Source organism: Paeniglutamicibacter psychrophenolicus (assembly GCF_017876575.1).
Taxonomy (GTDB): Bacteria; Actinomycetota; Actinomycetes; order Actinomycetales; family Micrococcaceae; genus Paeniglutamicibacter; species Paeniglutamicibacter psychrophenolicus.
In genome coordinates this window covers 4,108,534-4,134,300 of record NZ_JAGIOE010000001.1, presented here as the reverse complement: position 1 = coordinate 4,134,300, position 25,767 = coordinate 4,108,534, and the positions used below count along the sequence as shown (strand labels likewise).

General features: G+C 67.5%; 23 protein-coding genes. 10 read left to right on the top strand and 13 right to left on the bottom strand.

What is annotated here, in order from left to right; all coding sequences use genetic code 11:
- The first annotated feature begins 438 nt into the window (after positions 1 to 438).
- From JOF46_RS18715 to JOF46_RS18705, 3 genes are all read left to right on the top strand, one after another.
- Positions 439 to 975, top strand: a complete 537-nt coding sequence (locus tag JOF46_RS18715; protein WP_209910008.1) for a ferritin — start codon at positions 439 to 441, stop codon at positions 973 to 975.
- Between the two features lie 300 nt (positions 976 to 1,275).
- Complete coding sequence (locus JOF46_RS18710) at positions 1,276 to 2,463, top strand: TerC family protein (RefSeq protein ID WP_209910006.1); 1,188 nt, start codon at positions 1,276 to 1,278, stop codon at positions 2,461 to 2,463.
- A 44-nt stretch (positions 2,464 to 2,507) separates the two neighbouring features.
- The gene (locus JOF46_RS18705) at positions 2,508 to 2,993 is read left to right on the top strand and encodes a universal stress protein (protein WP_209910004.1); all 486 of its coding nucleotides are present in this window, start codon (positions 2,508 to 2,510) and stop codon (positions 2,991 to 2,993) included.
- A 66-nt stretch (positions 2,994 to 3,059) separates the two neighbouring features.
- On the opposite strand, the gene JOF46_RS18700 is transcribed toward JOF46_RS18705, so the two are convergent.
- The 3 genes from JOF46_RS18700 to JOF46_RS18690 all read right to left on the bottom strand — a co-directional run bounded on the left by JOF46_RS18700 (position 3,060) and on the right by JOF46_RS18690 (position 9,382).
- Positions 3,060 to 5,804, bottom strand: a complete 2,745-nt coding sequence (locus JOF46_RS18700; RefSeq protein WP_209912137.1) for an aminotransferase class I/II-fold pyridoxal phosphate-dependent enzyme — start codon at positions 5,802 to 5,804, stop codon at positions 3,060 to 3,062.
- Between the two features lie 43 nt (positions 5,805 to 5,847).
- On the bottom strand, positions 5,848 to 7,134 hold the full coding sequence (locus JOF46_RS18695) for a serine hydrolase domain-containing protein (protein ID WP_342592503.1): 1,287 nt from the start codon (positions 7,132 to 7,134) through the stop codon (positions 5,848 to 5,850).
- 121 nt (positions 7,135 to 7,255) lie between these two features.
- Entirely contained in the window at positions 7,256 to 9,382 is a 2,127-nt protein-coding gene (locus JOF46_RS18690) for a biotin carboxylase (RefSeq protein WP_209910002.1), read from the bottom strand.
- Here JOF46_RS18690 and JOF46_RS18685 point away from each other — a divergent pair.
- Positions 9,381 to 9,950 carry a hypothetical protein gene (locus JOF46_RS18685; RefSeq protein ID WP_209910000.1) on the top strand — a complete coding sequence of 190 codons (570 nt, stop codon included), beginning with the start codon at positions 9,381 to 9,383 and terminating at the stop codon, positions 9,948 to 9,950. The genes JOF46_RS18690 and JOF46_RS18685 overlap by 2 nt on opposite strands.
- A 736-nt stretch (positions 9,951 to 10,686) precedes the next feature.
- Here the strand turns inward: JOF46_RS18685 and JOF46_RS18680 are convergent.
- Positions 10,687 to 11,232, bottom strand: coding sequence for a peroxiredoxin (locus tag JOF46_RS18680; protein ID WP_209909998.1), 546 nt, complete (start codon positions 11,230 to 11,232; stop codon positions 10,687 to 10,689).
- Positions 11,233 to 11,514: 282 nt separating this feature from the next.
- Between JOF46_RS18680 and JOF46_RS18675 the strand changes: the two genes are divergently transcribed.
- From JOF46_RS18675 to JOF46_RS18665, 3 genes are read left to right on the top strand one after another with little or no spacing between them, the layout of a single operon-like run.
- The gene (locus JOF46_RS18675; RefSeq protein WP_209909996.1) at positions 11,515 to 12,507 is read left to right on the top strand and encodes a pyridoxal-phosphate dependent enzyme; all 993 of its coding nucleotides are present in this window, start codon (positions 11,515 to 11,517) and stop codon (positions 12,505 to 12,507) included.
- Positions 12,504 to 14,120, top strand: coding sequence for an FAD/NAD(P)-binding protein (locus JOF46_RS18670; RefSeq protein WP_209909993.1), 1,617 nt, complete (start codon positions 12,504 to 12,506; stop codon positions 14,118 to 14,120). Before JOF46_RS18675 ends, JOF46_RS18670 begins: the two co-directional genes overlap by 4 nt.
- Positions 14,117 to 15,529: an alanine racemase gene (locus JOF46_RS18665; protein WP_209909991.1), complete on the top strand. Its 1,413-nt coding sequence runs from the start codon at positions 14,117 to 14,119 to the stop codon at positions 15,527 to 15,529. Before JOF46_RS18670 ends, JOF46_RS18665 begins: the two co-directional genes overlap by 4 nt.
- Positions 15,530 to 15,542: 13 nt before the next feature.
- Here JOF46_RS18665 and JOF46_RS18660 read toward each other — a convergent pair whose 3' ends face one another.
- The 5 genes from JOF46_RS18660 to JOF46_RS18640 form a co-directional block, all read right to left on the bottom strand.
- Positions 15,543 to 15,941: a hypothetical protein gene (locus JOF46_RS18660; protein ID WP_209909988.1), complete on the bottom strand. Its 399-nt coding sequence runs from the start codon at positions 15,939 to 15,941 to the stop codon at positions 15,543 to 15,545.
- Positions 15,942 to 16,012: 71 nt separating this feature from the next.
- On the bottom strand, positions 16,013 to 16,627 hold the full coding sequence (locus JOF46_RS18655; protein ID WP_209909985.1) for a TetR/AcrR family transcriptional regulator: 615 nt from the start codon (positions 16,625 to 16,627) through the stop codon (positions 16,013 to 16,015).
- Positions 16,624 to 19,161: a PEP/pyruvate-binding domain-containing protein gene (locus JOF46_RS18650; protein WP_209909983.1), complete on the bottom strand. Its 2,538-nt coding sequence runs from the start codon at positions 19,159 to 19,161 to the stop codon at positions 16,624 to 16,626. The genes JOF46_RS18655 and JOF46_RS18650 overlap by 4 nt, the downstream gene beginning before the upstream one ends.
- Before the next feature lie 172 nt (positions 19,162 to 19,333).
- The gene (locus JOF46_RS18645; RefSeq protein WP_209909981.1) at positions 19,334 to 20,191 is read right to left on the bottom strand and encodes a DUF4097 family beta strand repeat-containing protein; all 858 of its coding nucleotides are present in this window, start codon (positions 20,189 to 20,191) and stop codon (positions 19,334 to 19,336) included.
- A gap of 9 nt (positions 20,192 to 20,200) precedes the next feature.
- Positions 20,201 to 20,716 carry a toxin-antitoxin system HicB family antitoxin gene (locus tag JOF46_RS18640; RefSeq protein ID WP_209909979.1) on the bottom strand — a complete coding sequence of 172 codons (516 nt, stop codon included), beginning with the start codon at positions 20,714 to 20,716 and terminating at the stop codon, positions 20,201 to 20,203.
- Positions 20,717 to 20,842: 126 nt separating this feature from the next.
- On the opposite strand from JOF46_RS18640, the gene JOF46_RS18635 reads away from it, so the two are divergent.
- The 3 genes from JOF46_RS18635 to JOF46_RS18625 all read left to right on the top strand — a co-directional run bounded on the left by JOF46_RS18635 (position 20,843) and on the right by JOF46_RS18625 (position 21,950).
- Positions 20,843 to 21,235: a HesB/IscA family protein gene (locus tag JOF46_RS18635; protein WP_209909977.1), complete on the top strand. Its 393-nt coding sequence runs from the start codon at positions 20,843 to 20,845 to the stop codon at positions 21,233 to 21,235.
- 84 nt (positions 21,236 to 21,319) lie between these two features.
- The gene (locus JOF46_RS18630; protein ID WP_209909974.1) at positions 21,320 to 21,583 is read left to right on the top strand and encodes a ribbon-helix-helix domain-containing protein; all 264 of its coding nucleotides are present in this window, start codon (positions 21,320 to 21,322) and stop codon (positions 21,581 to 21,583) included.
- Positions 21,584 to 21,686: 103 nt separating this feature from the next.
- Complete coding sequence (locus JOF46_RS18625) at positions 21,687 to 21,950, top strand: hypothetical protein (RefSeq protein WP_209909973.1); 264 nt, start codon at positions 21,687 to 21,689, stop codon at positions 21,948 to 21,950.
- A gap of 63 nt (positions 21,951 to 22,013) precedes the next feature.
- Here JOF46_RS18625 and JOF46_RS18620 read toward each other — a convergent pair whose 3' ends face one another.
- From JOF46_RS18620 to hutH, 4 genes are all read right to left on the bottom strand, one after another.
- Complete coding sequence (locus tag JOF46_RS18620; protein WP_209909971.1) at positions 22,014 to 22,619, bottom strand: HutD/Ves family protein; 606 nt, start codon at positions 22,617 to 22,619, stop codon at positions 22,014 to 22,016.
- 19 nt (positions 22,620 to 22,638) lie between these two features.
- Positions 22,639 to 23,295: a LysE family translocator gene (locus tag JOF46_RS18615; RefSeq protein ID WP_209909969.1), complete on the bottom strand. Its 657-nt coding sequence runs from the start codon at positions 23,293 to 23,295 to the stop codon at positions 22,639 to 22,641.
- A gap of 138 nt (positions 23,296 to 23,433) precedes the next feature.
- Entirely contained in the window at positions 23,434 to 24,084 is a 651-nt protein-coding gene (locus JOF46_RS18610; protein ID WP_209909966.1) for a HutD/Ves family protein, read from the bottom strand.
- Positions 24,084 to 25,667 carry a histidine ammonia-lyase gene (gene hutH, locus JOF46_RS18605; RefSeq protein WP_209909963.1) on the bottom strand — a complete coding sequence of 528 codons (1,584 nt, stop codon included), beginning with the start codon at positions 25,665 to 25,667 and terminating at the stop codon, positions 24,084 to 24,086. Before hutH ends, JOF46_RS18610 begins: the two co-directional genes overlap by 1 nt.
- Positions 25,668 to 25,767 lie beyond the last annotated feature (100 nt).

Sequence of the window (25,767 nt, the reverse complement as noted above, 5' to 3'; positions counted from 1 at the left end):
TCTCTCGTTTGTCGGCGAGCCTGTTTGGCTGCCATGACAGACCGGTCCCACCCTCGCGTTGTTCACGGATGGCGTGGACGGGATAGGCGATGATTGTTCGGTCCGCATGGATCCCGCCCACCGCGGAGTTCGCGGGGTGTCACCGCGTCCGCAAGGACCCGAAGCGTGGGAGCCATGGAACGTGGAAGTCCGGGAGGCTCATGAATGCCTGGCACGGCATCAGGCTCGCGGCGGTAAATTCCGGCGGATCGCGGTGACGGCCAAGATCGGTCAGCCAAAGAAGCCGCAGGGTCCGTCGTGCGGGTGCTTGCGGGTCCTGAAGCCCTTGACTCGGCGTTCCCGGGCGGGGAACCTCGAACTAGGCACTCTGTCGGTTGCGGCCCGGTGGGTTGAGAGCCGGCGGACCCCAACCGAGCACACCCAGCCAAGGAGAGCATCATGAGCACGAAGTTCAACGACATGCTGACGCGCCAGATCGGCATTGAGTTCGCCGCCTCCCAGCAGTACATTGCCGTCGCGGTTTGGTACGACGGGAAGGACCTGCCACAGCTGGCGAAACACTTCTACCGCCAATCCCTGGAGGAACGGAACCACGCCATGATGATGGTCCAGTACATGCTGGATCGCGGCATCAATGCCAGCATCCCGGGCGTCGAGGCGGTACGCAACGACTTCGAATCGGCAGAGGATCCGCTGGTGCTGGCGCTCGAACAGGAGCTCGAGGTCACCGAGCGGATCAAGGAGCTCTTTGCCCTGGCCCGTGCCGAGGACGACCCATTGGGCGAACAGTTCATGCTGTGGTTCCTCAAGGAGCAGGTCGAGGAGGTGGCCTCGATGTCGACGCTGCTGAACGTGGCCCGTCGGGCGAGCAGCCTCTTCGATGTCGAAACGTTCCTGGCCCGCGAGTCGGTGGGAGATTCAGGGCAGTCCGGCGGATCGGGCGGGACCCCGGAAGCCGCAGGCGGGGCGTTGTAGGCCATTGAGTGTCGGCCGGGGAATTTTCCTTCCCGGGGACGTGGCCTTGGACGGTCACACCCTTCGCGTGGAACGGCCAGCGATCCTGCCGCCACGACCGGAGAAAAGATCCGAGGGCCTCTCGCACCTCGGCAGGGGTTAACAAACGACCAGTCCAGATGCTACTTTTGTCGCAATGGACTTGCTGCGTTGCTAGTCAACGCGGATTCCGCCACGGCCCCGATGGGTGTGTCCTGGCCCAGGCCCGGCACGCAGCCCACGGCGCCCGATCCGCGCACGGCCGTCCGAAAGCAGGGACACATGAGCGTTTCACCCCTCATCTGGGGCATCACCGTCGTCGCCATTCTGGCCCTGCTCGCCTTCGACTACTTCTTCCACATCCGCAAGGCCCACGTGCCCACGCTCAAGGAAGCCTCCATCTGGTCATCGGTCTATGTGGGGATCGCCGTCCTGTTCGGAATCCTGGTCCTGGTCTTCGGCGGGACCACGATGGGCTCGGAGTACTTCGCCGGCTACATCACGGAGAAGGCGCTGTCGGTCGACAACCTGTTTGTCTTCCTCATCATCATCGCCAGCTTCCGGGTCCCGCGCGAGGACCAGCAAAAGGTCCTGCTCTTCGGCATCGTGTTCTCGCTGATCGCCCGGACCGGTTTCATCTTCCTGGGTGCGGCGCTGATCAATTCCTTCGCCTGGGTGTTCTACCTCTTTGGCCTGATCCTGCTGCTCACCGCCGGCAACCTGCTCAAGCCCGGGGACCACGCGAGGGGCCAGTCGGAGAACTTCATCATGCGCCTGGCCAAGAGGTTCCTGCACACGACCGACCACTTCGACGGCGACAAGCTGTTCACCATGCACCACGGCAAGCGGGCGCTGACCCCCATGCTGTTGGTCATGGTGTCGATCGGCGGCACCGACATCCTGTTCGCGCTGGACTCCATTCCCGCGATCTTCGGCCTGACGCAGAACGTCTACATCGTCTTCACCGCCACGGCCTTTTCGCTGATGGGGCTGCGCCAGCTCTACTTCCTGCTCGATGGCCTGCTGGACCGGCTCATCTACCTCTCCTACGGGCTGGCCGCGATCCTGGCGTTCATCGGCGTCAAGCTGGTGCTCCACGCGCTGCACGAGAACAACCTGCCCTTCATCAACGACGGCGAACCCGTCCCGGTCATCGAGATCACCACGGCCCTGTCCCTCGGCTTCATCATCGGGGTGCTGCTGGTGACGGTGGCCGTGTCCCTGCTGAGCAAGGCGGGAAAGGCACAGACGGCGATCAACAGTGCGCGACGGCATGCCGTTGAATTCATGGACCTCGGCTACACCGCCGATCCCGCCGAGCGCGAACGCGTCTACCGGTTGCTGACGCAGGAGGAGGCGCAAATCCAGGCGATGGACCTGAAATACCGCAACAAGGCCAAGGACGTCGACAAGATCCGCGCGCTGGTGGCCGAGGCACACCGGCAGCACGATGAATACCCGCGGCAATAGCCATTGCCAGCGGGCAGGAAACCGACCAGCAAGGAGAAACGATCATGGAGACCGAGAACCCGTTTGGCGCAACACCCCCCATCGAGCCCGCACCGGCAGGCAGCATCGTCGTGGGGCACGACGGGTCCAAGGGCGCACAGCTCGCCCTGGAGATGGCCGTGGAACTGGCCGGGCAGTTGGCGCTGCCGGTGGTCGTCGCCCGGGCGTGGTCCATCGTCACGGCACCGAAGCCGGCACAGTGGACCTCCGGATATGTCCCGCCGTTCGAGGAGTTCGCCGCCGCGGTCAAGGAGGAGATGGAGCGCGACGCGCGTCCCGTCGCCGAGAAGTTCCCCGGCGTCGGGATCAGCTACAGCCCGGTGCATGCGCCGCCGCTCAAGAGCCTCGTGGCCATCTCGCACGACGCGCGCATGCTGGTGGTGGGAACGCGCGGGCGCGGGGGACTGAAGGGGATGCTGCTGGGCTCGGTCAGCGAGCAATGCGTGCGGCACGCCGCCTGCCCGGTCCTGGTGGTGCGGCCGCGGGACTGAGGACGGGGGATGGGTGCGGGCTGGCCGCAGCACCGTCCGCCGGGCGGCCCCCGGCGGACGGTGCCTCTAGCCCCGTTCCCTGGGCGCGGGAACGTCGTTGATGATCCGGAATCCCAATTCCGCATCGAATCCGTGGATCTCACGGGTGTCGAGCGCCGCCATGAAGGAGAGGATCTCCTTGGTGAACACCTGTCCCGGGACCAGGATCGGGAATCCGGGCGGGTAGGGGGTCACGAACCCCGCGGAGACGATTTCCTCCCCGGCACGCACCCGGTCGATCAGTTCCTTCGGCATGATGTAGCCGCAGGCATCGTTCTTGTAGGTGGTGAAGTAGGCCGTGCGGATGTCCCCGTCGACGGTGTGCGCACCACTGCGGTATTTGTCGGCGAAACGGCTGAAGTCGGGCAGCGGCGGGGGCGTGGCGAGCAGCCGGGCGGCCTTCGCTTCGCGGGCAGCCAGCGCGTGCGGGGACATCTCCGCCCGCTCGGTCTCGAAGTGCTCGGCAAGCTTGACCAACACATCGATGAGGTAGGCCACGGCGCTGCGCGAGGTCCCGATGTTGGTCATGAACAGGACGGTGTTCCGACTGGTCTTGTTGACCTGGATCCCGTGCAGGTCCATCAGGTACTTGTGCTTGAAGGTGTCCCCGTCCACCCCGGTGTTGCCGATGTGCAGGGTCAGCCGGCTCGGGTCGACCACGAACTCGTCGGTGCGCCAGGCCTCGTCCATCGCGGCGATCCCGTCGCGCAGCGGCATGGGACGGCGGGTTTCACGGTATTCCTCCGGGACCAGGTCGAAGGTGCTCAGCACCCGGAAGTACTTCTTGAGCAGCGGGTGGCGGGCCACGGCCTGGGCCACGGACAGGGCAAGATAGGCCTGGCGCTGCACCAGCTCGAAGCCCTCCAGTTCCGCCTGGCGGCGGCCGATGTCCAGCGAGGCCAGGATCTGGTAGTTCGGCGAGGTGGAGGTGTGCGTCATGTACGCGGCATTGAACGTCACCTCGTTGAGGTGGCTGAAGTCCTCGTCGAAGACGTGGATCATCGAGCCCTGGCGCAGTGCCGTCAGCGTCTTGTGGGTGGACTGGGTGGCGTAGACGCGCAGCCGAGTTGCGTCCGGATCCGGCAGCAACCTGGTCCTGAGCCATGCCGCGTCGTCCACCGGCTCGCCTGTCTCCGGGTCGAAGAGGGCCGCCCGTTGGGCCTTGGCCCGTGCCCGGTAGGCGGGGTCCTTGAAGTTTGCCTGCAGCCGCGCGGCCGCGGCCATGGCGGTCCGCCGGCGGAAGATCGGGTGGAAGCCGGCGAAGGCGAACCAGGCCTCGTCCCAGAGGAAGACCAAATCGGGCTTGATGGCCAGGCATTCCTCCATCACCCGCTCGACGTCGTAGACGATGCCGTCGAAGGTGCAGTTGGTCAGCGTGACCATCTTGACCTCGTCCAGCCGCCCGGCACGGCGGTAGTCAAGCAACATGGACTTGAGCGCCTTCAGCGGCACGGCCCCGTAGAACGCGTACTCGTTCAGCGGGTAGGCATCGACGTAGGCGACCTGCGCACCGGCAAGCACCAGGGCGTAGTGGTGCGACTTGTGGCAATTTCGGTCGGCGATGACCACGTCCCCGGGGGCCAGGATCGACTGGTGCACGATCTTGTTGGCCGTGGAGGTGCCGTTGGTGACGAAGTAGGAGCGCCGCGCCCCGAAGGCTCGTGCGGCCAGATCCTGGGCCCGTTTGATGGAGCCGTGCGGGTCCAACAGCGAATCCAGCCCTCCGGAGGTGGCCGAGGTCTCGGCGTGGAGCAGGTTCAATCCATAGAACTCACCCATGTCCTTGATCCAGCGGGAATTGACCACCGATCCGCCGCGGGAGATGGGCAGGGCGTGGAAGACCGCGGCGGGCTTGCGGCTGTGGTGCTGCACGGCGTCGAAGAACGGGGTCTTGTAGCGTTCGGCAACCCCGCCCAGCAACGATAGATGCAGTTCCATGGACTCCTCGCGGCGGAAGAGCCGATTGAAGCGGCGGTTCGAGGACCCTGCGAGCTCCTCGATGGACACATCCGCCACCAGGTAGAGGTCCAGTTCCGGGCGCAGCTCCTTGAGGGTGTCGGCCAGGGACAGGATGCGGGCCCTGGGCGTGAACTGCGGCAGCCCGGGGTCCAGGATGCCGTCGAGGTACCGGCGCAGGTCCTCGCCGGGACGGTTCCTGGCGGAGACGGCAAACCCTGGTCGCAGGATGCATGCCTGGATCGTGGGATTGAGCATCACCGCAATGAGTGCGTCCTCGAGGGACGGAACCACGTTGACCTGGTACGTGAAGGCGTCCGATTCCCGGCGCTGGCCGGCCATTTCCGCGACGAGTTCCTCGCGGACGGTCTCGGAGATGTCGTCCACGACCAGGACCTCGAAGCGCGGCCGGCGGTCGGACATCGGCGTCTGGTCGTTGGGCTGGGCCTCGGGATCGAGGTCGGTGGCCCGGTCATCGACCTCGTGCCTGAAGCGGGCGAAGCCGCGGGTGACCGGTTCCACCAGGTCCAGGGCGGCGGGGTAGTCGCCGTCCTCGATGCGGGCGCGCAGCGTCGCCAGGTGGGACTTGCCCGGCACCGCCCAATAGGGCTCGATGGCTTCGAGGACGTTGAGCTTGCGATTGACCTCGACCAGCATTTGCTGGTGGGCCGCTGTCACGCCTTTGCCCGGGGTGGCCAGTGCCGTGAGCTGCTTGGAGCCGTAGCCCAGGAATTCCCAGGCATCGGTGCGCAGTCGCCACACGCTGGAGGGTGTGGCATAGGGGGTGGCGTCGATTTTCGCCAGTGGCGCTGTCACTTCTGTTCCAATCTTTGGGTGTGCACGTTGCGGGCAGCACAAGTCAGGCTGATGTTCTGGGTTCGCTGTCGGCGGCCAGCGGGTGTTCCCGCCCCGGGACGCCAAACAGCGGCAGGAACGCCTGGGATGCCGCCGGGGTTTCCGATGACAGCACCGCGGCAATCGCGTCGAAGGCACGCAGGGTGCCAAAGAGCTTGGCCGCATCCTGCGGCAGCGGCCAGCTCGACAATTTCACGGCGACCACCTGGGCGGGCCGGTTGATGTAGACCATCTGCCCGTGGATGCCCAGGCAGAGCAATACGTCGTTTCCCTCGTAGGGGAACCACATCTGGTTGCGGTACATCCCCCCGGGCATCCGGTTGTCGCCCGGGCTTTGGGCAAAGGCCGCGCGGGAGTCCGGGGCCCCCGCCAGGGTTTCGTGGATCCACTTGCGGGAGAGCACGCGCTCGCCGGTGGGGGAGCTGCCCTCGTTCAGGAAGAGGCTGCCGAAGCGGGCCATGTCGCGCAGCGTGGCGTTGATCCCGCCGTCGAACATGCCGGTGCCGTACTGGTCGATCCCGATCGAGGCATCGAACTCGGCCCCCAGCTTGCCCCACACCAGATGCGAGAGCAGCATGGGCATCGGAGCGCCGGCGGCAGCCTCGCAGACCCACCCGAGCATGTCGGACTCGCAGGAGCGGTACTCGAATACCCCGCCGTGTTCCCATTTCCGGCGCAGCGTCATCAAAAAGGTGTACATCCCGATCGGGCCCGCCGAGTCGGGATCGGCCCAGCCGATCGCCTGCTCGAGCATCCGCACCTCGGCCCGGGGATCAAGATAGTCTTCCGAGAACTCGATGCCCGAGCGCATGTCCAGCAGGTGGCGCACGGTTGCCCCGTCATAGCCGGTGCCGGACAAGGCCGGAAGGTAGCTGGTCAACAGGGCTTCGGGGTCCAACAGCCCCGAGTCGCACAGCGACCCGGCCACCGCTCCAACCAACGACTTGCTGACCGACATCAGCAGGTGCGGGGCCCCGGCGGACAGGTCGCCGAAATACTGCTCGGCAAGCACCGTCCCGCGGTGCATCAGCATCCATCCGTCGGTATCGGTGGTGGCCATGACCGAGCCGACGCTCATCGGCGGCTCCGCGGGCCAAGCGGCCGGAATGGGAACCGAATCCAGGTCGCGGAGTGCCACGGGAAACACGGAGGCCGGGCCCTGTCCGCGCGAGATCATCGCGGTGGGCAGGAAATCGGCGATGTGCTGGAATGACCAACGAAGGTTCTGTGGCAATTGCCAGTTCTTGATGTCGACGCCCGGGTTGCGGTGCTCAGGGTTTGTGCCGTCCACGACTGGTTCCTTTCGTGGCCGCAACGTTGCGGCTTCTTCGTTGCCGCGCACAGGCGGCGGATGCAGGTCCGCGGCGGTGCGGCATCTGCATACCGCACCACCGTATGGAATTATTCGGACCCTACCACTGGGACTTCACACCGAGGGGTTCCGACCCGTGCGGCCGCGCGCCCTCGCCCAGCGGCATGCCGGTGAAGCCGGCACGCAGGCAGTCGATGAAGTGCTTGGCCCTGATGTTCAGCTTCGGCGAACCGTCCCTGTCGACCTGCAGCCGCCCCTTGGTGACCAGGATCCCCAGGTCTGCGCCCTTCCAGCGGTAGTCGCCGGGGCCGTAGATGCGCAGGAAGAACGCCTCGGACTCGTTTTGCAGCATGTGCCAGTCCATCGCCGCCCGGTTGAAGACCATGGCGCCGTTGGCATCCAGGTAGTACTGGCCGGTGGCCGGGGTGGCGGTGAGCAGCTCGACGGTCTCGTGGGTTTCCTTGATGATCATCTGGCTCCAGGTGTCGGCCCCGGAGAGCGCTTCCCAACGCTTGTTGATCTCCTCGATGTCCAGCTCGAATTCCACGTCCATGTACTCGAGCAGGTGGAAGAGGAACAGCGGCACGTCCGCATAGGCGCCGGCGGTCACGTTGGTGATCGCCGAGGCCCCGGAAATGCGCGGGTTCAGCTCGCCCAGGTAGACCTCGTCGGTGTCGACGTCAACGAGCACGTCGACCTCGAAGAACCCGCGGTAGCCCTCCTTGGACAGGCGGGCCCCCATGCGCTGGACCAGGTCCGTGGCGAGCAGGCGCTGCGTGTCGGTCAAGACGTCGGGGTGCATCTCGTTGCCGCACCAGCCGCCCGGGTACGGGGTGAGGTCGTCGTGCCCGGCCAGCTCGGTGAGGAACGGGCCCACGACGGTTCCCGAGCGGGTGAGCACCGCCTCGACGGCCAACGGCAGGTTGTTGATCCGGCGCATGACCTTGATGTCCTCGCCGACGATCTGCGCGCTGTGCTCGTCCCAGTCCGACTCGTTGTTGATGAAGAAGGTGGTCTTGCCCGAATCCCCGTAGGGGGTCTGGACGACCAGTTCGTCGCCGAGCCCGGCCGCGTCGGCCTCGGCGCGCAGGGTCTTCCAGTCGGAGCCCGCGGTCAGGACGTTGGGCACGGAGGCCACACCGGCCTCGTTGCCCAGGCGGGTGGTGACGATCTTGGAATCGAGCCGGCTGCGCAGCTCGGCCGGGGGCAGGATCAGGTCATATCCCAGCTCGTCGCAGATCTGCTGGGTTTCCTCGTCGAAGAAGACCATGGCGACCTTCGGGCGCACGCCGGGGTTCAGGTCCTTGCCCATGCGGGCGCGGACCTCGGGGTTCAGCAGGAGCCAGTTGTTGATTTCCTCGCCGGAGCCGAACACCCGGTAGGGCTTGTTCGCGGGGGTGAACACGCGCGGGTGTGCCCCGTCCCAGGCATCGTAGTAGCTGATGTACGTGAAGTTCCGCACCCAGCGGTCCAAGCCCAGGAGGTTGAACGGGGTGGCTCCGATGAAGAAGATCGGCACGTCGTTGGTGCGGAAGAAATGGCGAACCTCGGAGATGTTGTGCAGCGTGTGCGGAACCGACTCGGCGGGGAGCGCCTCGGCGAACGCGGCATCGGTGCCGATGGTCGCCTCCGGTGCCTCGGGACCGCTCGGAGTGGCACGTGGCAAGGTGGTCGTCGTTGCCGGCTTGGTAGTGGCTACCGCTCGTTTCTTCGATACGGCCGGGGCCTTCGCCGAGGATGATTCCTTCGCAGCCGGGGCAACGCTCGTGGCCGGGGCTGCTGCCTTGGTCGCGGCGGGGGTTTCCTTGGTTGCCGCTGGCTTGGCCACCGTTGCCTTTGGTGCCACAGCGGATGCGGAAGTTGTCGTGGATTCTGTAGGAGCTGCGGTTTCCGCAGTTGTCGACTTCTTGGCGGTGGCGGTCTTGGCCGGGGCTGCTGCCTTGGCCGGGGCTGCTGCCTTGGCCGGGGCTGCTGCCTTGGCCGCGGCGGGGGTTTCCTTGGTTGCCGCTGGCTTGGCCGCCGTTGCCTTCGGGGCCACAGCGGATGCGGAAGCTGGTGTGGATTCCGTAGGAGTTGCGGTTTCCGCAGCCGTCGTCTTCGCGGGGGTGGCCGTGGTTGCCGGCTTGTCCGGCTTTACGGCTGCGGGCTCGGTCTCCGGGGCCGCGGGCTTGTCCGTCGTGGTGCTCGTAGCGGCTGCAGGCTTGGCGGCGGTAGTCGCCGGTGTCATGGATTTGGCTTCAGGCGTGTTCTTGATCGGGTCACCTGTCTTCTGTGTTGCCGGCGTCGTTGCCGGTTTCGTGGACGCTTTCTTGGTGGGCGCAGTGGTCTCGCCCGCCAAGGTGGAACCGGTGGAGGTCTTGGTCTCTGCGGCGGAGGGCTTGGTGGCACCTACTGCCGGTTTTGCCGCCAGCTTTTCAAAGGCAGCTGTTGCCGCATTCGAGCGTCCTGTGCTCTGGGCAGTGGGCTTGGTGGTTGACTTTTCGGCTGGTTTGGCCGCTGCCTTGGAGGATTTGGTCGGGTTCACGGTGGTGGGCGACGTAGCGCCCGAGACTGCTGGTTTCGCAGCGGTCGCCGGCCGCGGGGTCGGTGCCGGCTTGGAGTCTGCCGGCGCGTTCGGGCTGACGGCCTTGGATGTTGAAGCCGTGCCGGTTTTCTTCGGGGCAGGGCTTTTTGCAACCTTGCTCGTGCTTGATGGAAATTTGGCCACCGTCGTGGTGGTCTGGCTCCGCAGCACAGTCTCCTTGCCGCCGGTCTTGTTCGCATTCGCGGTCATTTTCCTACTCCTTCCGTCGTGACTTAGCTGAATCCGGCGGAGGCAGGCAGGCCCGCGTCGCCGCGTTCCCGTGCATTCCGGTCCATGTCGGAATGCACGGGGAATGCGGCACCAAGGTGAGCACCAACCCCCAAGACCGAATTGCACGCACAAGTGTGTGCTGGTCATTTCGGATTCACCATTTCAATGATCAAGTTCAGCAAACGTAGTGCGGAAAAGTGAACTGCGCATGTACGGAAGGTGATTGTGACGCGTGCCATGAACGAACGATTCGCGGGCGGAGTGACTGGCTTGGCGGGTGCTCCAGGCATGCCGAATGAGCGGTGACGCGGGCCGGGATGTGATGGCGGGGTTGCGCCTGTTCTTCCGCGAAATCTAGCGCGACATGGGCCAATGTAGGTTTTGAGAGTTCTCCGGTGGGCCGCCGTTGCCGGCGCCTCTTGGCTGGGCAGTCTGGTGGTTTTCTACGGAAGAAAATCAATCGCAAAGATTTAGCGTCAACTGGAAGATTTCCTTTTATTACTTGTGATGTCGCAATGTGTAACGCCGAATTTCAGTTGTGCATCGTCGTCGACGAGTCCAATTCGAATCGCCGTAGGCGAAGCAATTAAATTACCCGCGAGAAACCTACTGGTCGGTACCGTGGATTTGGGGGCGTGTTCGATCGAAATAAAACAACTAAAAATATTCTTCAGACCCTTGAGTCGATTTCAATTTTTATTCTGAATCGATTGATATCAATGGGTGCGGCCATCGTCTCAATGGAGGCCGACGCCCGGGCGGGATCGCCGCAATTCCTCCAGAAGTGCCGCGGGATGTGTTGCTGCGTCGTTGATGCCCAGGAATGCGTGGGTGATCATGCGTTCGCGCACGACCAGAGTGCTGCGGACGTGGAGCAGTTCACCGTCGAAGCCGAAGGTCGGCAGGCCGCACGCAGTGGCCAGCACGAAGCCGGGATCCGAAAGCAGCGGGTAGGGCAGGTGCAGGCGTTCGGCGGCCTCGCGCTGGTAGTCGGTGTCCTGGCTCGACAGGCCAAAGACGCGGTAGCCGATTGACGCGAAGTCGGAGGCGAGGTCGCGGAATTCGCAAGCCTCCGGGGTGCAGCCCTTGGCGCCGGGAACCAGGGACCATTCGGGCGGTTCCACACGGTCCGGGCGCCCGGTGCGCGGATAGATGAACAGCACGAAGGAACCGGTGGCGAAGTCCATCGGCCCCAGGGTTTCCCCGGTGGTGGACGGAAGGGACAGCAGCGGGAATTGCTGTCCGACCAGACGCTTGGGGAGGGAATCCAGGGGCATGTCCATGGCACTATTTTGCCACGCGGGGCGCTTGTGCACGTCGGGCACGTCATTCCTGCGAGTTTCCCGGGGGAAAGTCGATTCTGTCGATATTCCCTGTTCAGAACCCGTACCCCGCTCCTAGACTGGCCACAGTCGTAACCCGCCACCACGGGTGCGTCCGTGATGTCGGTTTCGGCGTTCCCCGCGCCGGGGCGAATCGCCGGATGGCCTCGGCTCCAGCCAGGTCCCTTCCGTTCCAGGGCCGCCGGGCCGGATGATCTGTCCAACCAAATGCAAGGAGCGAAGATGTACAGCGACGGAACACTGAGCCCGATGAGTTCCCCGACGGCCAAGCTGAAACGTCTTTTCGAGGGCTCCGGGATGGAGATCTTTGCCAAGTTGGACCTGCTCCAGCTCTCGGGCAGCACCAAGGAGCGAACGGCCAACAGTCTCATTGAATCGCTCGTGGCTTCCGGACGTCTCGAACCCGGCGGCCTGATCGTGGAATCGACCTCCGGGAACCTCGGCATCGCGCTGGCTCGGCAATCGGTGGTCCGCGGGATCGGTTTCGTGGCGGTCGTCGACGAGAACGCGAACCGCTCGGCGCTGGAGATAATGCGGGCCTACGGGGCCAGGGTCGAGCTGGTGCCAACGCCGCCCGACGGCAACAAGCTCGCCGCCCGGCGGCAACGGGTCCAACAGCTGCTGGACGAGCACCCAGGTGCGGTGACCACCAACCAATACGGATCGCCGGCCAACCCGGACGCGCACTTCAGCACGACGATGCCCGAATTCATGGAGGCGGTTGACGGGCGGCTGGACATGCTGTTCGTGGCCACCAGCACCACCGGCACGCTCCTGGGCTGCCAACGGTACCTGCGCCAACACCAGCTTCAAACCACGCTGGTGGCCGTGGACGCCGTCGGATCGGTGCTGTTTGGCGGCGAGGAAGGCCTGCGGCGCTTTCCGGGTCTGGGTGCGGGCATCGTGACGGAGCTGTCCCTGCAGGCGGACCCCGACGTGGTGTGCAGGATCGAGGAGATCGACATGGTCCGCGGGTGCCGCAGGCTTGCCCAACGCGAAGGGATCCTCGCGGGCGCCTCCACCGGGGCGATCGTTGCGGCCATGGAACGGCACATGCCTGGCCTCGGGGAAGGCTCGCGCATCGGCTTCCTGGTCCACGATTCCGGCGTGCCGTACCTGCACACCGTCTATGACGACGACTGGGTCCGCAACAACCTCGGCTGCGAGCCGGAACCAAGCGCCGTGGACCGGGTGCAGGGCACCAGCACCCGATGACACGCATAGCCTTCGTCGGGGGAGGGCCCAAGACCCTGTTTGCGTTGCTGGAACTGAATGACCGATGTTCCCCCGCAAGCGCCGAAGGCCCGGTCGTCGAGGTCTTCGACCCCTACCCGCCCGGTGCCGGGCGGGTCTGGCAGGCGGGCCAGCCCAGACATGTGCGGCTGAACGTGGCGGCGGGCATCGTTGACGCCACAACCGACGAAGGAGACGGGTCCTTCGCTTCCTGGGTGGCCCGGGTCGAGCCCCGGTACGGCACCGAGCCCTACCCGCCCCGGGCCGTGGTCGGCAGGTACCTGCAGGAGCGGTTCCGGACTCTGGCCGACACCGCCAGGTTCCCGCTGGCCCACGTGCCGGCCCGCGTCACGGGCGTGGCACGCGCCGGGGATCAATGGGAGGTTGCCAGCGACGCCGGGACCGGGTTCTATGACGAGGTGGTGCTGGCGACCGGACACGGGCTGCCCGGCGAGGCCCCCGGGCCACCGCTCGCCGGCGCGTGCAACCCGGACGCCCTCATCGGGGACTACGGAGCGCTGGGGGAGGCAGCCGTCCCGGCCGGAAGCGCGGTCCTGATCCGGGGTGCCGCGCTGACCGCCTACGATGCGGTGCTCCTGCTGACCGAGGGCCGCGGCGGGCAATGGATGCCGATCGAGGGCGCCGGCGGCCCGTCGCTGGGCTATGTTCCCGGCGGGCGGGAACCGGCCAAGATCACCATGGGATCGTTGGGCAACCTGCCCATGGAACCCAAGCCCGCGCAGGTGCCCGAAACGATCAACCGGTGCCTCGACGCGTACCGGGACCAGGTCCTGGCGTGGGGTGCCGGCCTCGCCGCACGCCCGGGCGGGCCCGGCGCCCGATGCACCGGGCTCTTTGGCATCCTGCTGGCCTGCGCGATGGAATGCGCGCGCCTCTCCGGGGCACCTGCCACGCCCCTGGACCTGTGGCGCACGGCCCTGACCGGGCGCGGGGAACCGGGACGCGGCACCGAAACGGCCGCCGAACACCTCCGCCTCAGCATTGAGGTGAACCGGGGGCACACGCTTCCCGGCACGGCGTGGGTGTGGGGCAGGGTGTGGTCGGGCCTGTATCCCCAGCTGGTGCACGCAGTCTCCCGGGTGCGCTGGGATCCCGCGCAGGAGCGGATTTTCCGGCGCGTGGCCAGGTCGATGGAGCGCATGGCCTTCGGGCCTCCCGAACACACTGCCTTGAAGCTGCTGGCGCTGTTCGATGCGGGCCTGCTGGAGCAGGGCACATTCCCGCCACGACCGCCGACCGACACCCTGCTCATCGATGCGGTCACGCCGCCTCCCGGCGTCCTGGCGGCCCCGGCACCCGGCGGAGAAGCCTTCTCGCCCCTCGTCGCGGGCCTGCTGTCGTCCGGACAGGTCATGGTGCGCGCGGGGGAAACCGGGCTGTTGACCGACACGGATGGAACCTGCCTCGACGCACGCGGCAACCGCAACGAATCCCTGGCCGCGCTCGGACGCCCCACCGAGGGCCCCACGCTGGGCCACGACACCCTGAACCGCACGCTGCACGACGAACACCGGCGGTGGGCCCAGCGCATCGTGCGGCAACGGATGCCGCAGCACCTTGGAGAACGCTCATGAAACCCCTGATGCACGGAACGCTCCCGCTCACCGCCCGCCTCGAACCCTGGATGGAGGCGGTGCTGGCGGATCCCGCGGGGTGCCGGGAGCTGATCGAGACCTTCGGCTCCCCGGTGAACCTCCACGACTTCTCCGCCCTGGGGCGCAACGCCGGCGAGCTGCGTGCGGCAGCCGCGGAGCACTCCGTGGATTTCCAGGTGTACCTGGCGTGCAAGGCCAACAAGACCATCGGTGCCATCGATGCGGCGGTGAATGCGGACGGCGGTGTCGACGTGGCCAGCTTCCACGAGCTCAACCAGGCCCTGCGCCGCGGCGTGGACCCCGACCAGGTCATCGTCACGGCGGCCGTCAAGTCCCGGGCGCTGCTGGCCCTGGCCCTGGACAACGGCGTGGTGGTGAGCCTGGACAACCGGGACGAAGCCGAAGACCTCCTGGAGGTTGCCGCCGTCCGCGGGGTGCGGGCCAGGGTCGCGCTGCGCCTGGCCTCGGCCAACCCCCTGCTGCCGCCCACCCGCTTCGGCCTGCGGGCAGATCGCTGGCTCGGGTTCCTGCGCGGGGTTCACGTCCCCGATCGGCTTGAGGTCGCCGGGATCCACTTCCACCTCAACGGGTACAGCGCCGAACATCGCGCCCTGGTGCTTGCCGAATCCCTCCGACTTGTCGACGCGCTGGCCGGGTTGGGGCATGCACCAGGTTTCATCGACATGGGAGGCGGCATCCCGATGTCCTACCTGGATGACTCCGGGCAGTGGACGGCGTTTTGGGAGGCGCTCGCGGGCCAGCCCGCCGGGAGCGAGGACGTCACCTGGAAGGCCGATTCGCTGGGGTCCGTGGGGACGAACCCGGGCACCGGCGTGTACCCCTACCACCAGGAGCCGGTCCGCGGACCGTGGCTCGATGCCGTCCTGGGCTCCCGGCCCGCGGGAACCCCGGAAACCATCGCGGAGTTGCTGGTTGCACGGAACCTGCAGCTGCGCTGCGAACCGGGGCGTTCACTGCTGGACGGGTGCGGCATGACCCTGGCCGCGGTGGCCTTCGTGAAGGAACGCAGCGACGGGGTGCCGCTGCTGGGCCTGCACATGAACCGGACCCAGTGCCGCTCGACCTCGGCCGACTTCCTGCTGGACCCGATCCTGCTGCACGCGGCAGAACCGCGGCGGGCACGCGAGCCGTTCAGCGGGTTTTTGGTGGGTGCCTACTGCATCGAGGAGGAGCTGATCCTGCGCCGGCGATTCGTCTTCCCGCGCGGTGCCGCCCCGAACGACCTCATCGCGTTTCCCAACACCGCGGGCTACCTGATGCACATCGTGGAAAGCGCCTCGCACCAATTGCCGCTGGCGGTGAACCTGGTCCGGGACGGGGGCGGTTGGGTGCCCGATCGGATCGAGGACCGGGTGTTGCGCGCCTGAGCCGGGAGGGGCGCTATTGCTGCCCGGTGCCTGGTGCCTGCATAAGGTGGGATCGGGCGGCCCGGCGCTGCCGGCGCCAGCGGACGGCCTTGGATGTCGCGAAGCTGGCCAGGGTGGCGAGGAAACCGAGGATTCCACCGAACCAGGAGCCGAAGACCAAGGAGATTCCGCGCAGGTCCAGGCCCTTGCCTTCGGAGAGGCCCGGGACATGGGGCGGGGGGAACGCCGCCCCGACGGCCAGTCCGGCGAAGAGCCCGTAGACGATCGAGCCGAGGCATCCCAGGAACATGTACCAGTCCAGTGCCCTGGCACCGCGGCTCAGATGCACGTGGATCCCGATGGCCACCAGCGGCAGTGCCGCGGCGAAGCAGAGCACCCAGAAGGCGACGAGCTCGAAGTCGTTGTAGTCCATGGCTGCCGGCGCCCAATCCCGGTTGGCGGTGAAGCAGCCATTCTAACCGGGCCGCCGAGAGGACCCGCGGCTCAGCCTGGCTGGTTCGGGAGCGTGCCAAAGAGCGGCAGCAGCACCTCGTCCACGAAGCCCACGAGCGTGCCATCGTCCAGCGGTTCCCCGCGAAAGAGGAAGTGGTTGCGCAGCAAGGCGGCCCCGACCTCCAGCCGCGCGGGGGTCACCGCTCCGTCCGGGACCTGGCCCCGTGCGCTCGCGCGGCGCAGCACCTCGGCCATCAGCTGGCGGTTCCTGCCCTGGGAGCGGGCCCGCAGCGCCTTGCTTCGTTCGGCATCCGGAAGCGCCTCGGCGAGCATCCCGCGCATGGCCTCCCCGGCCGGGCCCCGCAGCGCGGCCGCGCCCAGGCGGAGGGCCGCGAACAGGTCCCCACGCAGCGCGCCGGTGTCGGGCAGGTCCTGCGGGGAAGGGGCCAGCGTGTAGACGGCGTCCATGACCAGTGCCGCACGGGTCTCCCACCTCCGGTACAGCGAGGCCTTGCCGGCACCGGCCCGCTTGGCGACCGCCTCCATCGTCAAGGCCGGGTAGCCGTGCTCGGAAAGCTCGGCCAGGGCCGCGGCGAGGATGGCCTCGTCCAGTTCCTGCCCGCGCCGGCGCGGCAGCGTGCGGTGGTCCAGGGGCTCCGTTTTCATGCCGTGGCCGCTGCCTGCGCTGCGCGGGTGATGCGCCCGCGCGTCCCGTCCACGGTGACCTTCTCCCCGTCGGAGATCACCGCGGTTCCGTTTCCGGTCCCCATGACGGCCGGGATCCCGTACTCGCGCGCCACGATCGCCGCGTGCGAGGCCACGGACCCGGTGTCCACCACCACGGCGGCGGCCCGGCGGAACAGCGGCGTCCAGGCCGGGTTGGTGTAGGGGCACACCAGGATCTCGCCGTGCCCCAGCCGCTCGAAGTCGGCGGCGTCGCGGATGATCCGGGCGATGCCGGTGGCGGTGCCTGAGCCCGCCGGGGTGCCGGTGGCCAGGGCATCCGAGGCGGCCGCCGCGGGGAAGAACACCGAGGCGTTGAACATCGGCACGCCGGCGAGCTCGGCGCGCTTGGCCGTGCGCGCCCGGATGGCCAAGCGCAGCCGCTCGGCCTGCCCGGCGGGGATGGCCGCGGCGTCGAAGATCCCGGTGAGTTCCTCCCAGCGCAGGTGGAAGACCTCCTCCGGTTCGTGCAGCACCCCCGCTTTCTGCAGCCGGGCCCCGATCTGCAGCAGCGAGCGGCGCAGCACCGGCAGCGCGGCGGTGAAGTGGAAGTGGGTGTCCTCGCGGAAGGCCACCGCTTCCCGGGCGGCCTGGACCCGGGCGCGGGCGAGTTTGGCCAGGCGCGGGCCGCGCAGCAGCCGGTGTTCCAGCAGGTTCTCCAGGGCGGCGGCGGAGCGCGAGTTCGCTGCGCCTTTCGCGGCCGGGGCGCCGGCCAGGGAGAGCACCATGCCCAGCACGATCTGCGGGGACTCGGCCAGGGTCGGGGCGCTGACCAGCAGCGGGGAGGTGGTTTCGCGGCGGCCGAACTCGGCAAGGAACGCTTCAAGCCGGGCGGCGAATCCGGCAAGCCGCGGATCCTGCGAAAGTGCGAGGGAAACCTGTTCCGCGTCGAGTCCGGTGAGTGCCTCGCGCAGCCGCGGGTCGGCCCGCAGCTCGTCGGCAAGCCTGGCCAGGGCCTGGTTGGAATCCTCGGTGCGGGTCTGCGCGCCTCCGAGCAGGTCCGCGACGAGCTTGCGGCGGCCCAGCACGGCGGTGAACACGATCATTCGCGCCAGGGCAAGCCCGCTGCCGGGCAGGTAGTCGATCCGCAGGTCCCGGCAATAATCCTGCGTGGCCATGGCGCGGGCCGGCACATCCAGCAGCGCGGCCCAGGGCAGCGCCGCAAGCTCGAGCGACTCCAGCGCGTGGACCTCGGCGAGGAAGGCGGCCTGCCGGGGATCGGCGGACCAGCTTGCGGGCTTGAAGCGGCGGGCCTTGCGGGCCAGCTTCGCCGGGGTGAGGAGCATGCGCGGGGTGGGGCGGGGGGATGGCAGGACCAGGGCAACGACCACCCCGTCCTGTTCGCGCAGGTAGTTGGTGAAGGCGCCCTCCAGCCCGAAGTATTCGGTGATCCCGTGCATCATTTCGGCCGGTCCGTGGGCGACCTGCGTGGTCACATCCAGCGGGTAGGGCCGCACGGGCAGGTACTCGGCCAGGATGGCGCCCTGCAGCCGGCGGAAGCGCCCGAGAGGTGCGGTGGGCTCGGGCAGTGCCGTCATGGGCCGGGCCTGCACGATCCAGGTCTTGCCGGCGGCGATCGCCCATTCGATGTCCTGCGGGCGGCCGAAGTGCCCGGCAATGGTGCGCGCATGGCCTGCCAGGGACGCCAGGTTCGCGGCGGTGAGCAGCGCGCCGTGAAGATCTGTTCCGCCGGCCGGCGCCGTCTCTCGCGTCGCCGCCTCGTGGGCCACCCCGCCGCCTGCAGCCGGGCGGATGACGACCTCGCCGCGTCCGGGCTTCCATTCCAGCAGCTTCCCGCCGGTCTCCAGGACGTAGTGGTCGGGGGTGACAAGGCCGGAAACCACGGCCTCGCCCAGTCCGGCGCCGGCGTCGATGAGGATGCGGTCCCGCGCCCCGCTGAGCGGGTCCGCGGTGAACATCACCCCGGCGGTGTCGGATTCGACCATCACCTGCACCACCACGGCGATGCGGACCTCGGCCGGGGTGATCAGGCGCTGGCGCCGGTAGTCGACGGCGCGGTCGGTGAACAACGAGGCCCAGCAGCGGCCCACCGCATCGATGACCGCATCGGCCCCGACGACGTTGAGGTAGGTGTCCTGCTGCCCGGCGAAGGCGGCGCCGGGAAGATCCTCGGCCGTGGCGCTGGAGCGCACCGCGACCGGGACGTTTTCCCCGAGCCGGCGGTAGGCTGCGGTGACCGCCTGGCCGATGTCCTTCGGCATCCCGGTGGACAGGATCGCCTCTCGCAGGGCCGCCGGCGTGGCGGCCGGGTCGGTGAAGAGCGCCTGCAGCCCGGCGAGCTGCGCAGCCTGCGCGTAGGCGTCGGTGGTGACAACGAATCCCTGGGGCACGGGCAGTCCCGCACGCATGAGCTCGCCGAGGTGGGCCGCCTTGCCGCCGACCACGGGGAGGTCTGCCGAGCCGAACCCGGCCAGCGGTGCAACTGCCACGGGGCGGGAAGTCGTCCTGGTGCCCATGTTTCCTCCTGGGGGATGTGGACCTGCGTTGCACGGCCGGGAACCCGAACGCGTTAGAGAACTATGCGTTCTCTAAATGTAGGCCCCGTGACCGGATGGAGGCAAGAGCCTGCCCCGGGGTTCCCGCCCGTTCTCGGCAGGGCCCGACGCGGGGTGTGTGTTCCCATGCCGCTCAGCACACCGGGCGGGCACGGACGATGGTGATGTCGCCGTGGGACGTACGGCCGGTGACCCGCAGGGTGTCTGCCGAATCCCCGGGAACCGAACCGGTGGCGGTGAGGTTGTTGCGCACGGTGCCGTGGCCGGTCTCCAGATCCAGCCAGGCCGCGCTGCCCTCGCGGATGCCGAGTTCCAGCTCGCCGTAGGAACTGCGCATGTCGATGGCCCCGCGCAGCGCATCGTGGATGCGCACCTTCCCGTAGGCGGTCTTGGCCACGACGGTTGCCAGGGCGCTGTCGACCTCGATGTCGCCGTAGGAGGAGGCTATCCGCAGGTCGCCGGTGGCCAGGCCCACGTGGGTGCCGTGCTCGGCGCTCCTGATCGCGGCGGTACCGTCGAGCTGCCCCACGCGGACCTTCCCGCCGCGGATGTCGGTGTGTCCGGTGCCGCGGTCCAGTTCCACCTTCCCGTAGGCGGTGCGCAGCCGCAGGTCCTCGCCTTGCTCCACCGCGATGTCCCCGTAGGAGGTCTTGAGGCTCGAGGGCCCGAGGGCCCCCTCTGTGCGGATGTCCCCGTAGGCGGTGCTTGCCCCGACGCGGGAGCCGGAAGGAAGGTGGACGGTGAGTTCGATGGAGCTGCCGGAGCTGAACCACGTGTAGGTGCGCAGCGACTTGGGCTGGGTGACTTCCAGCCGGTTGCCGGAAAAGTCGACGACGGTGGACTCGGCCGAGCGGACATCGGCGGCCTTGGCGGGGTTGGACGGCTCAACCCGCACGGTGAGGACCTCGCCGTCGCCGGCGAGAATGCGGATGTTGCCCATGGACAGGTCGATGGAGGCGGTGACCGGGCCCGATGGCTGGAAGGTGTGCATGGCGTTGTCCTAACTGACCCAGCCGGTGAAACGGTGGCCGGAGTTCCTCGGGCGCTGTGCTGCGGCCCCGGGAGGGGTGGTGAGCGTGGCCGAGACGGCACGCACCAGCCACGTGTTGACCGAGAGGCCCTCGCGCGCGGCGGCGGCCTCGACCTGGGCCTTGAGGCCTTCTGGCAGCCGCAGGGTCAGGCGCGAGGTCGCCGAATCGGCGTCCTGGCCCGGTTCCGGCAACGAGGGTTCGGCCGGGGAGGATTCGTGGTCGGCGGAACCGGGGGAAGCCGCAGGGGGAGCGGTGACGACGAATTCGGGGTCGGCGCCGCGCAGGCGCACATCGACCGAGCCCGGTGCCAGGTCGGTGGTGATTTCTGCGGCGGCGTCCGAGAGGACCTCAAGCAGCAGCAGCCTGAGGGAGGCATCAAGCGTCGGGGCCAGCCGTTCGGCGACGGCCTGGGCCTCGTCGCCCGATGCCTGGGCGGCCGCAGAGAGCTGGTTCTGCAGGTTCTTGACGTAACGGGAAACATTCACAATGTCAGAGTGACACCACAATGACGTCACGTCAATGACTTGCGCCAACAAATTGGTGTCATGCATGTTGGCCTCGGGGTGGCGAGGCAGGGGGGTCCCGTGGCAGCGGTGTCAAGGCTGGCGGGCATGAGCGAAACCGTGTTCCCTCCCTTCCGCGTCACCCCGGCGGCCATCCTGCAGTTGGAGGCCCTCGGCGGGACCGTGCGGATCGATGTCGAACCCGGAGGTTGCTGCGGGGACACCTACGTGTTCACCCTCGAAACCGGCGGGCCGCGGGACGTCGTCTATGGCTGCCCGGGGGCCGAGCTGGTCGTCAGCGACAGTGCCGCGGCGCTGCTGCCCTCCGCCACCCTCGACTACAGCGCGCGCATCAAGCCGCCGCGCTTCCGAGTCATCGGTAACCCGAACACCCCGAACCGCTGTCCCTGCAACCGTTCCTTTGGCACCCAGTGGCCGGGCAAGAGACAGGAAGACTGCCGATCCCGGTGTGTCATGCCCTGGGATGCGCCCGAACCCTGACACCTGCACGGGTCGCTTGGGGCGAAGCTGGGCCTGGCTGGTGCAAACCTTCCAGCAACGATCTTTCCGTATGACGATATTCGTATGAGCGAGCGCGAGACGATCAATGGGGTTCCGGTCTCCGAGGATCAAATAGAGGCCTGGGCAGCAGAAGCTGAGCGCGGATACAACGTGCAGACCCTCAAGAAACGTGGGCGCGGTCGACCCGGTCGTGGGGCCCTGCCGTCACAGGTGGTCCCGGTGCGGCTGACCGTGGAGGAGCTGGGAACCATCGACGCCCGGGCAAGGAAGGAACACAAGACCCGTTCCGAGATCATGCGTGAGGCGTTGGCTGCGCACCTGGCCTGAAGGGCCGGCGCGAAAAACTTGCCGTTGCAATGCAAGGCGCCGCAGAAATCGGCGGGGCATGGTGAAGACTTGGGGGACACACGCTATCGACTGAAGGATGCACATGATCAACCTCAAGCAGGACTCCGACGGATTTGTTCGGATGAACCGGCACTTTCCCGAAAAGATGACCCTGACGGTCACCTTCGCCGACGGGACCCAGGAAGAGGTCAGCGGTCGCCGGATGAACGAGCTCTATGACGCTGCCCTGGCAGATTTCCGCCTGGGGAACAACATGGACGCCAAGGGCTTCTCGCGCTCGCCGGTGAAGATCCACCGCAAGAACGCCATCGAATTCGTGCCGGTCTCGCCGGGCCTCACCAAGTAGTCCAAGACCCGGTCGGCGTTCGCCGACGGCCCCGGGCAACGCCGCCGTTGCCCGGGCCAGGAACTATGGAAGATCCAGTGACACCACGGCCATGAAGCCGCGGCCGGAAATTCGCGGGGAGTCCTCCTCGCCGCCAATGACGGTGTCGCGCAGTTCCAGCGGCTCTTCGGTGTCGGCGTGCCGCACGACGGCCCTGCCCTGCAGCAGCACGCCGAACTGGGCGCCGAACAGATGCTGCTCGCGCTTCTTGGACAGCTCCACGATGCGCACGCTGCCTCGCACCGATCCGGTACGGGTGATCAGGTTCAGCGCCAGCACCTCACCGGTGGGCAGCGCGGCTTTGACCGCGCTGCCGCCGGAGAACCTCAAGGGACGCAGGGCCTCCACCGCCTGGGCGGCGCCGTCGACGGTCAGTTCGAGCAGCTCCCCGGAAATCACTGTCAGCGTGCGGTCGAATCCATCATAGGGAGTGAACTCCCCGGCGCGCTCGATCGAGGCGACGCTCAGGCGCCAATTCCAATGGCTGCCTTCGGCAGGCAGCAAGCCGGCATCCGGGCCCAACCTTCCGGCGGCAATTTCCCGCACGTCGCCGTGGGCCCATTTCCGTTTGGGGGAATCTGCAAGATGCAAGACGGTGCCGGTGGCCAGCGCGCGGTTCGTGGTTGTCATGGGAAGAAGTCTAATGGGGCTAGAGGAAGGCCCCGATGAGCACCACGACGCCCATGATGGCCAGGGCTGCGGAGGACACCCGCTCGAGCCAGATGCCCACGGTCGGGCTCTTGAACCATGCCATGGCCCGGGCGGCGATGGCCGTCAGGACGGCCAGGTAGGCAAATCCCATGGCCGCAAAGATGGCACCGAGGATCATGGCGGAGCCGAGCATGTTCGAGCCGGCGGGTATGAATGGTGGCATCAACGCCAGGAACAGCAGGCCCAGCTTCGGGTTCAATGCCGAAGAAATCACGCCGGCACGGATGGATTGGATGATCGTGTATTCGGTCCCGGGAACCGTTGCCGATCGCGTGGTCGTGCGTGCGGTCGCCGCCGTGGCTCCGGCCAGGAACTTGGCCTTGATCAGCGACCCGAGGCCCAGGTAGAGCAGGTACGCGCCGCCGACGATGGCGATGGCTTGGTGGATGGCCGGGTAGGTCTGCAACAGTGCCGCCACGCCCAGCCCCGCCAATGCCGCCCAACCCATGATGGAGACCATCATCCCCAGCGCGGCGGCGATCCCGTTGCGTGGACGGTTCAGGGCATAGCGAAGGGCAAGGAAGGTGTCGGGACCGGGGGCCAGCACCACGACCAGGGCAACCCCGGCGAAACCCAGGACGGAAGAAGACGGCATGGAAGAAATTATCCGGGCCAGACACCTGCCCGCGCCAATTTGACGCGGGCGATCTCGCGGCCTGGGGCCGCGCCCACATCCCGACGGCGCCCGGCACGGCCGGCCGGTACCTCGCAGGGGCACCGGCCCCGCCGTGGGCTATGCCGGGGTCAGGCAGACCACGGCCATGGAGCCGCGGCCTTCCAGGACGGGTGCGGATTCCCCTCCGCCCACGACGGTGTCGTAGCGTTCCAGCTCATGGCGGCGGTGGCCGTCCGCCAGCAGTGTGGCCGTGCCCGCCAGAAGCACGCCGAGGCTGCCTCCGGTGAGCGGCAGCGGATGCCCCGGCACCAGCTCCACAAGCCCAACGCGCCCATGCACCGATCCGTTGCGGGTGATCAGGTTGAAGTCCCGAATCGGTCCCCCGGGCAATGTCGCACTGGTGGTGGCCGCTCCGTCGAAGCCATACGGAGCGTAGCGTTCCAGCCGCCGCTCGATCCCGTCGGTGCACAGCACCATGCCCGCGCCCTCGATGACGGTCAAGATCCGCGCCATCCCGGTGAAGACGGAGAAATCCCCCGACTCGCGGACATCGGCAATGCTCAGTCGCCAGCTCCAGTCATCCCCGGTGGATTCCTCCGGGTTGCCGGAGGAATCCAGTCGGCCGGCCGCGATCTGCCGGGTGACCCCGCCGCCGTTGCGCCACGGGACGGGCCGGAGCCCGGAATAGGCGATGACAGTCCCGGGAGCCAGGGCGCGGGTCCCTTTGGTGCCCGTGCCCCGGTCCGGGGTGGATGGGGACGCGGGCATTAGGCCAGCGGGGCGTCGAGCGCCGAGTTGGCTGCAGCGAGCAGCGAACCGTCAACCACCAGCTGGAACACGGACTCGATCTCGGGGGAGAGGAAGCGGTCGGTGCCCGGGCCTTCGACCTTGGTGCGGATGGCTTCGCGCACCGCGGTGATCACGGGGGAGGACTTGGAGGACTCCAACCCGCCGTCGCGCATGTCCAGCGCGCGGGCGCTGGTGAGCAGCTCGATGGCCAGCACGCGGGCCAGTCCGTCGATGCCCTTGCGCAGCTTCAGCCCCGCGTGCCAGCCCATGGACACGTGGTCTTCCTGCATGGCGGAGGAGGGGATCGAGTCCACCGAGGCCGGAACGGCCAGGCGCTTGAGCTCCGAGACGATGCCGGCAGCGGTGTACTGGGCGATCATGTGGCCGGAGTCGACGCCCGGGTCGTCGGCCAGGAAGGCGTTCAGGCCGTGGTTGCGGGCCTTGTCCAGGAAACGGTCGGTGCGGCGTTCGGAGATCGAGGCCAAATCGGCGACCGCGATGGCCAGGAAGTCCAGCACGTAGCCGACGGGGGCGCCGTGGAAGTTGCCGTTGGATTCCACCCGGCCGTCGTGGGTGACCACGGGGTTGTCGATGGCCGAAGCCAGCTCGATCGCGGCCACCGATTCGGCGTGGGCCAGCGTGGCGCGCACCGCTCCGTGCACCTGTGGGGCGCAGCGCAGCGAATAGGCATCCTGTACGCGGGTGAACTTGTGGGCACCGGCCTTCTGCTCCTCAATCAGCGTCGAGCCGGCCAGTACGTTGCGCATGTTGGCGGCCGAGTCGCGCTGGCCCGGGTGTGGGCGCAGGGCGTGCAGGTCCTGTGCGAAGACGGCATCGGTGCCCAGCAGGCCCTCGACGCTCATGGCGGCGGAAATATCGGCGATGCTCACCAATGCGTGCAGATCGGCGGCGGCTATCAGCAGCATGCCGAGCATTCCGTCGGTGCCGTTGACCAGGGCCAGGCCCTCCTTCTCGGCCAGCACCACCGGTTCGATCCCTGCGGCCGCCAAGGCCTCGGAGGCGTCCATGGCCACGCCTTCGGCGTTGCGGACCGGGCCTTCGCCCATCAGCAGCAGCGCGGCGTGCGAGAGCGGAGCCAGGTCCCCGGAGCAGCCCAGTGACCCATATTCGCCGATGACCGGGGTGATTCCGGCATTGAGGATATCCACGTAGGTGGAGGCCACGACCGGGCGGACTCCGGTGCGGCCGGTGGCCAGGGTGGAGATGCGGTTGAGCATCAGTGCGCGGACCACTTCGCGCGGCACCTCGGCGCCGGACGAGGCAGCGTGCGAACGGATCAACGAGCGCTGCAATTGGGCGCGCAATTCAATCGGGATCTGCTTGGTGGCCAGCGCACCGAAGCCGGTGGACACGCCGTAGTGCGGGACGGTGTCGCTGACCAGATCCTCGATGACGGCGCGGGAAGACTCGATGGCAGCCAGGGCCTCGGCGCCCAGTTCCACCTTCGCGTCGTGGCGTGCAACGGCCACGACGTCCTGCGGGCGCAGTGCGCCGGTTGAAATGGTGATGCTGTCGCTTGACAGGGTGATGCTGGCGTTCATGGTGTTTCCTTCTCACAGGGGTCGGTTTCCGTGGTTTCGTGTGAGCCAAATCTCGCGAACACTTGCCAAAGGATGAAATTAGCGTTTCAATAAGTGAAAC

Bases quoted from the DNA above. Each gene is read 5' to 3' on its own strand.
- JOF46_RS18715 (WP_209910008.1), top strand. From the start codon at position 439: ATGAGCACGAAGTTCAACGACATGCTGACGCGCCAGATCGGCATTGAG.
- JOF46_RS18705 (WP_209910004.1), top strand. From the start codon at position 2,508: ATGGAGACCGAGAACCCGTTTGGCGCAACACCCCCCATCGAGCCCGCA.
- JOF46_RS18665 (WP_209909991.1), top strand. From the start codon at position 14,117: ATGAAACCCCTGATGCACGGAACGCTCCCGCTCACCGCCCGCCTCGAA.
- JOF46_RS18645 (WP_209909981.1), bottom strand. From the start codon at position 20,191: ATGCACACCTTCCAGCCATCGGGCCCGGTCACCGCCTCCATCGACCTG.
- JOF46_RS18660 (WP_209909988.1), bottom strand. From the start codon at position 15,941: ATGGACTACAACGACTTCGAGCTCGTCGCCTTCTGGGTGCTCTGCTTC.
- JOF46_RS18610 (WP_209909966.1), bottom strand. From the start codon at position 24,084: ATGCCCGCGTCCCCATCCACCCCGGACCGGGGCACGGGCACCAAAGGG.
- JOF46_RS18670 (WP_209909993.1), top strand. From the start codon at position 12,504: ATGACACGCATAGCCTTCGTCGGGGGAGGGCCCAAGACCCTGTTTGCG.
- JOF46_RS18710 (WP_209910006.1), top strand. From the start codon at position 1,276: ATGAGCGTTTCACCCCTCATCTGGGGCATCACCGTCGTCGCCATTCTG.
- JOF46_RS18615 (WP_209909969.1), bottom strand. From the start codon at position 23,295: ATGCCGTCTTCTTCCGTCCTGGGTTTCGCCGGGGTTGCCCTGGTCGTG.
- JOF46_RS18635 (WP_209909977.1), top strand. From the start codon at position 20,843: ATGAGCGAAACCGTGTTCCCTCCCTTCCGCGTCACCCCGGCGGCCATC.
- JOF46_RS18675 (WP_209909996.1), top strand. From the start codon at position 11,515: ATGTACAGCGACGGAACACTGAGCCCGATGAGTTCCCCGACGGCCAAG.
- JOF46_RS18685 (WP_209910000.1), top strand. From the start codon at position 9,381: ATGGATTTGGCTTCAGGCGTGTTCTTGATCGGGTCACCTGTCTTCTGT.
- JOF46_RS18690 (WP_209910002.1), bottom strand. From the start codon at position 9,382: ATGACACCGGCGACTACCGCCGCCAAGCCTGCAGCCGCTACGAGCACC.
- JOF46_RS18655 (WP_209909985.1), bottom strand. From the start codon at position 16,627: ATGAAAACGGAGCCCCTGGACCACCGCACGCTGCCGCGCCGGCGCGGG.
- JOF46_RS18680 (WP_209909998.1), bottom strand. From the start codon at position 11,232: ATGGACATGCCCCTGGATTCCCTCCCCAAGCGTCTGGTCGGACAGCAA.
- JOF46_RS18650 (WP_209909983.1), bottom strand. From the start codon at position 19,161: ATGGGCACCAGGACGACTTCCCGCCCCGTGGCAGTTGCACCGCTGGCC.
- hutH (WP_209909963.1), bottom strand. From the start codon at position 25,667: ATGAACGCCAGCATCACCCTGTCAAGCGACAGCATCACCATTTCAACC.
- JOF46_RS18625 (WP_209909973.1), top strand. From the start codon at position 21,687: ATGATCAACCTCAAGCAGGACTCCGACGGATTTGTTCGGATGAACCGG.
- JOF46_RS18620 (WP_209909971.1), bottom strand. From the start codon at position 22,619: ATGACAACCACGAACCGCGCGCTGGCCACCGGCACCGTCTTGCATCTT.
- JOF46_RS18630 (WP_209909974.1), top strand. From the start codon at position 21,320: ATGAGCGAGCGCGAGACGATCAATGGGGTTCCGGTCTCCGAGGATCAA.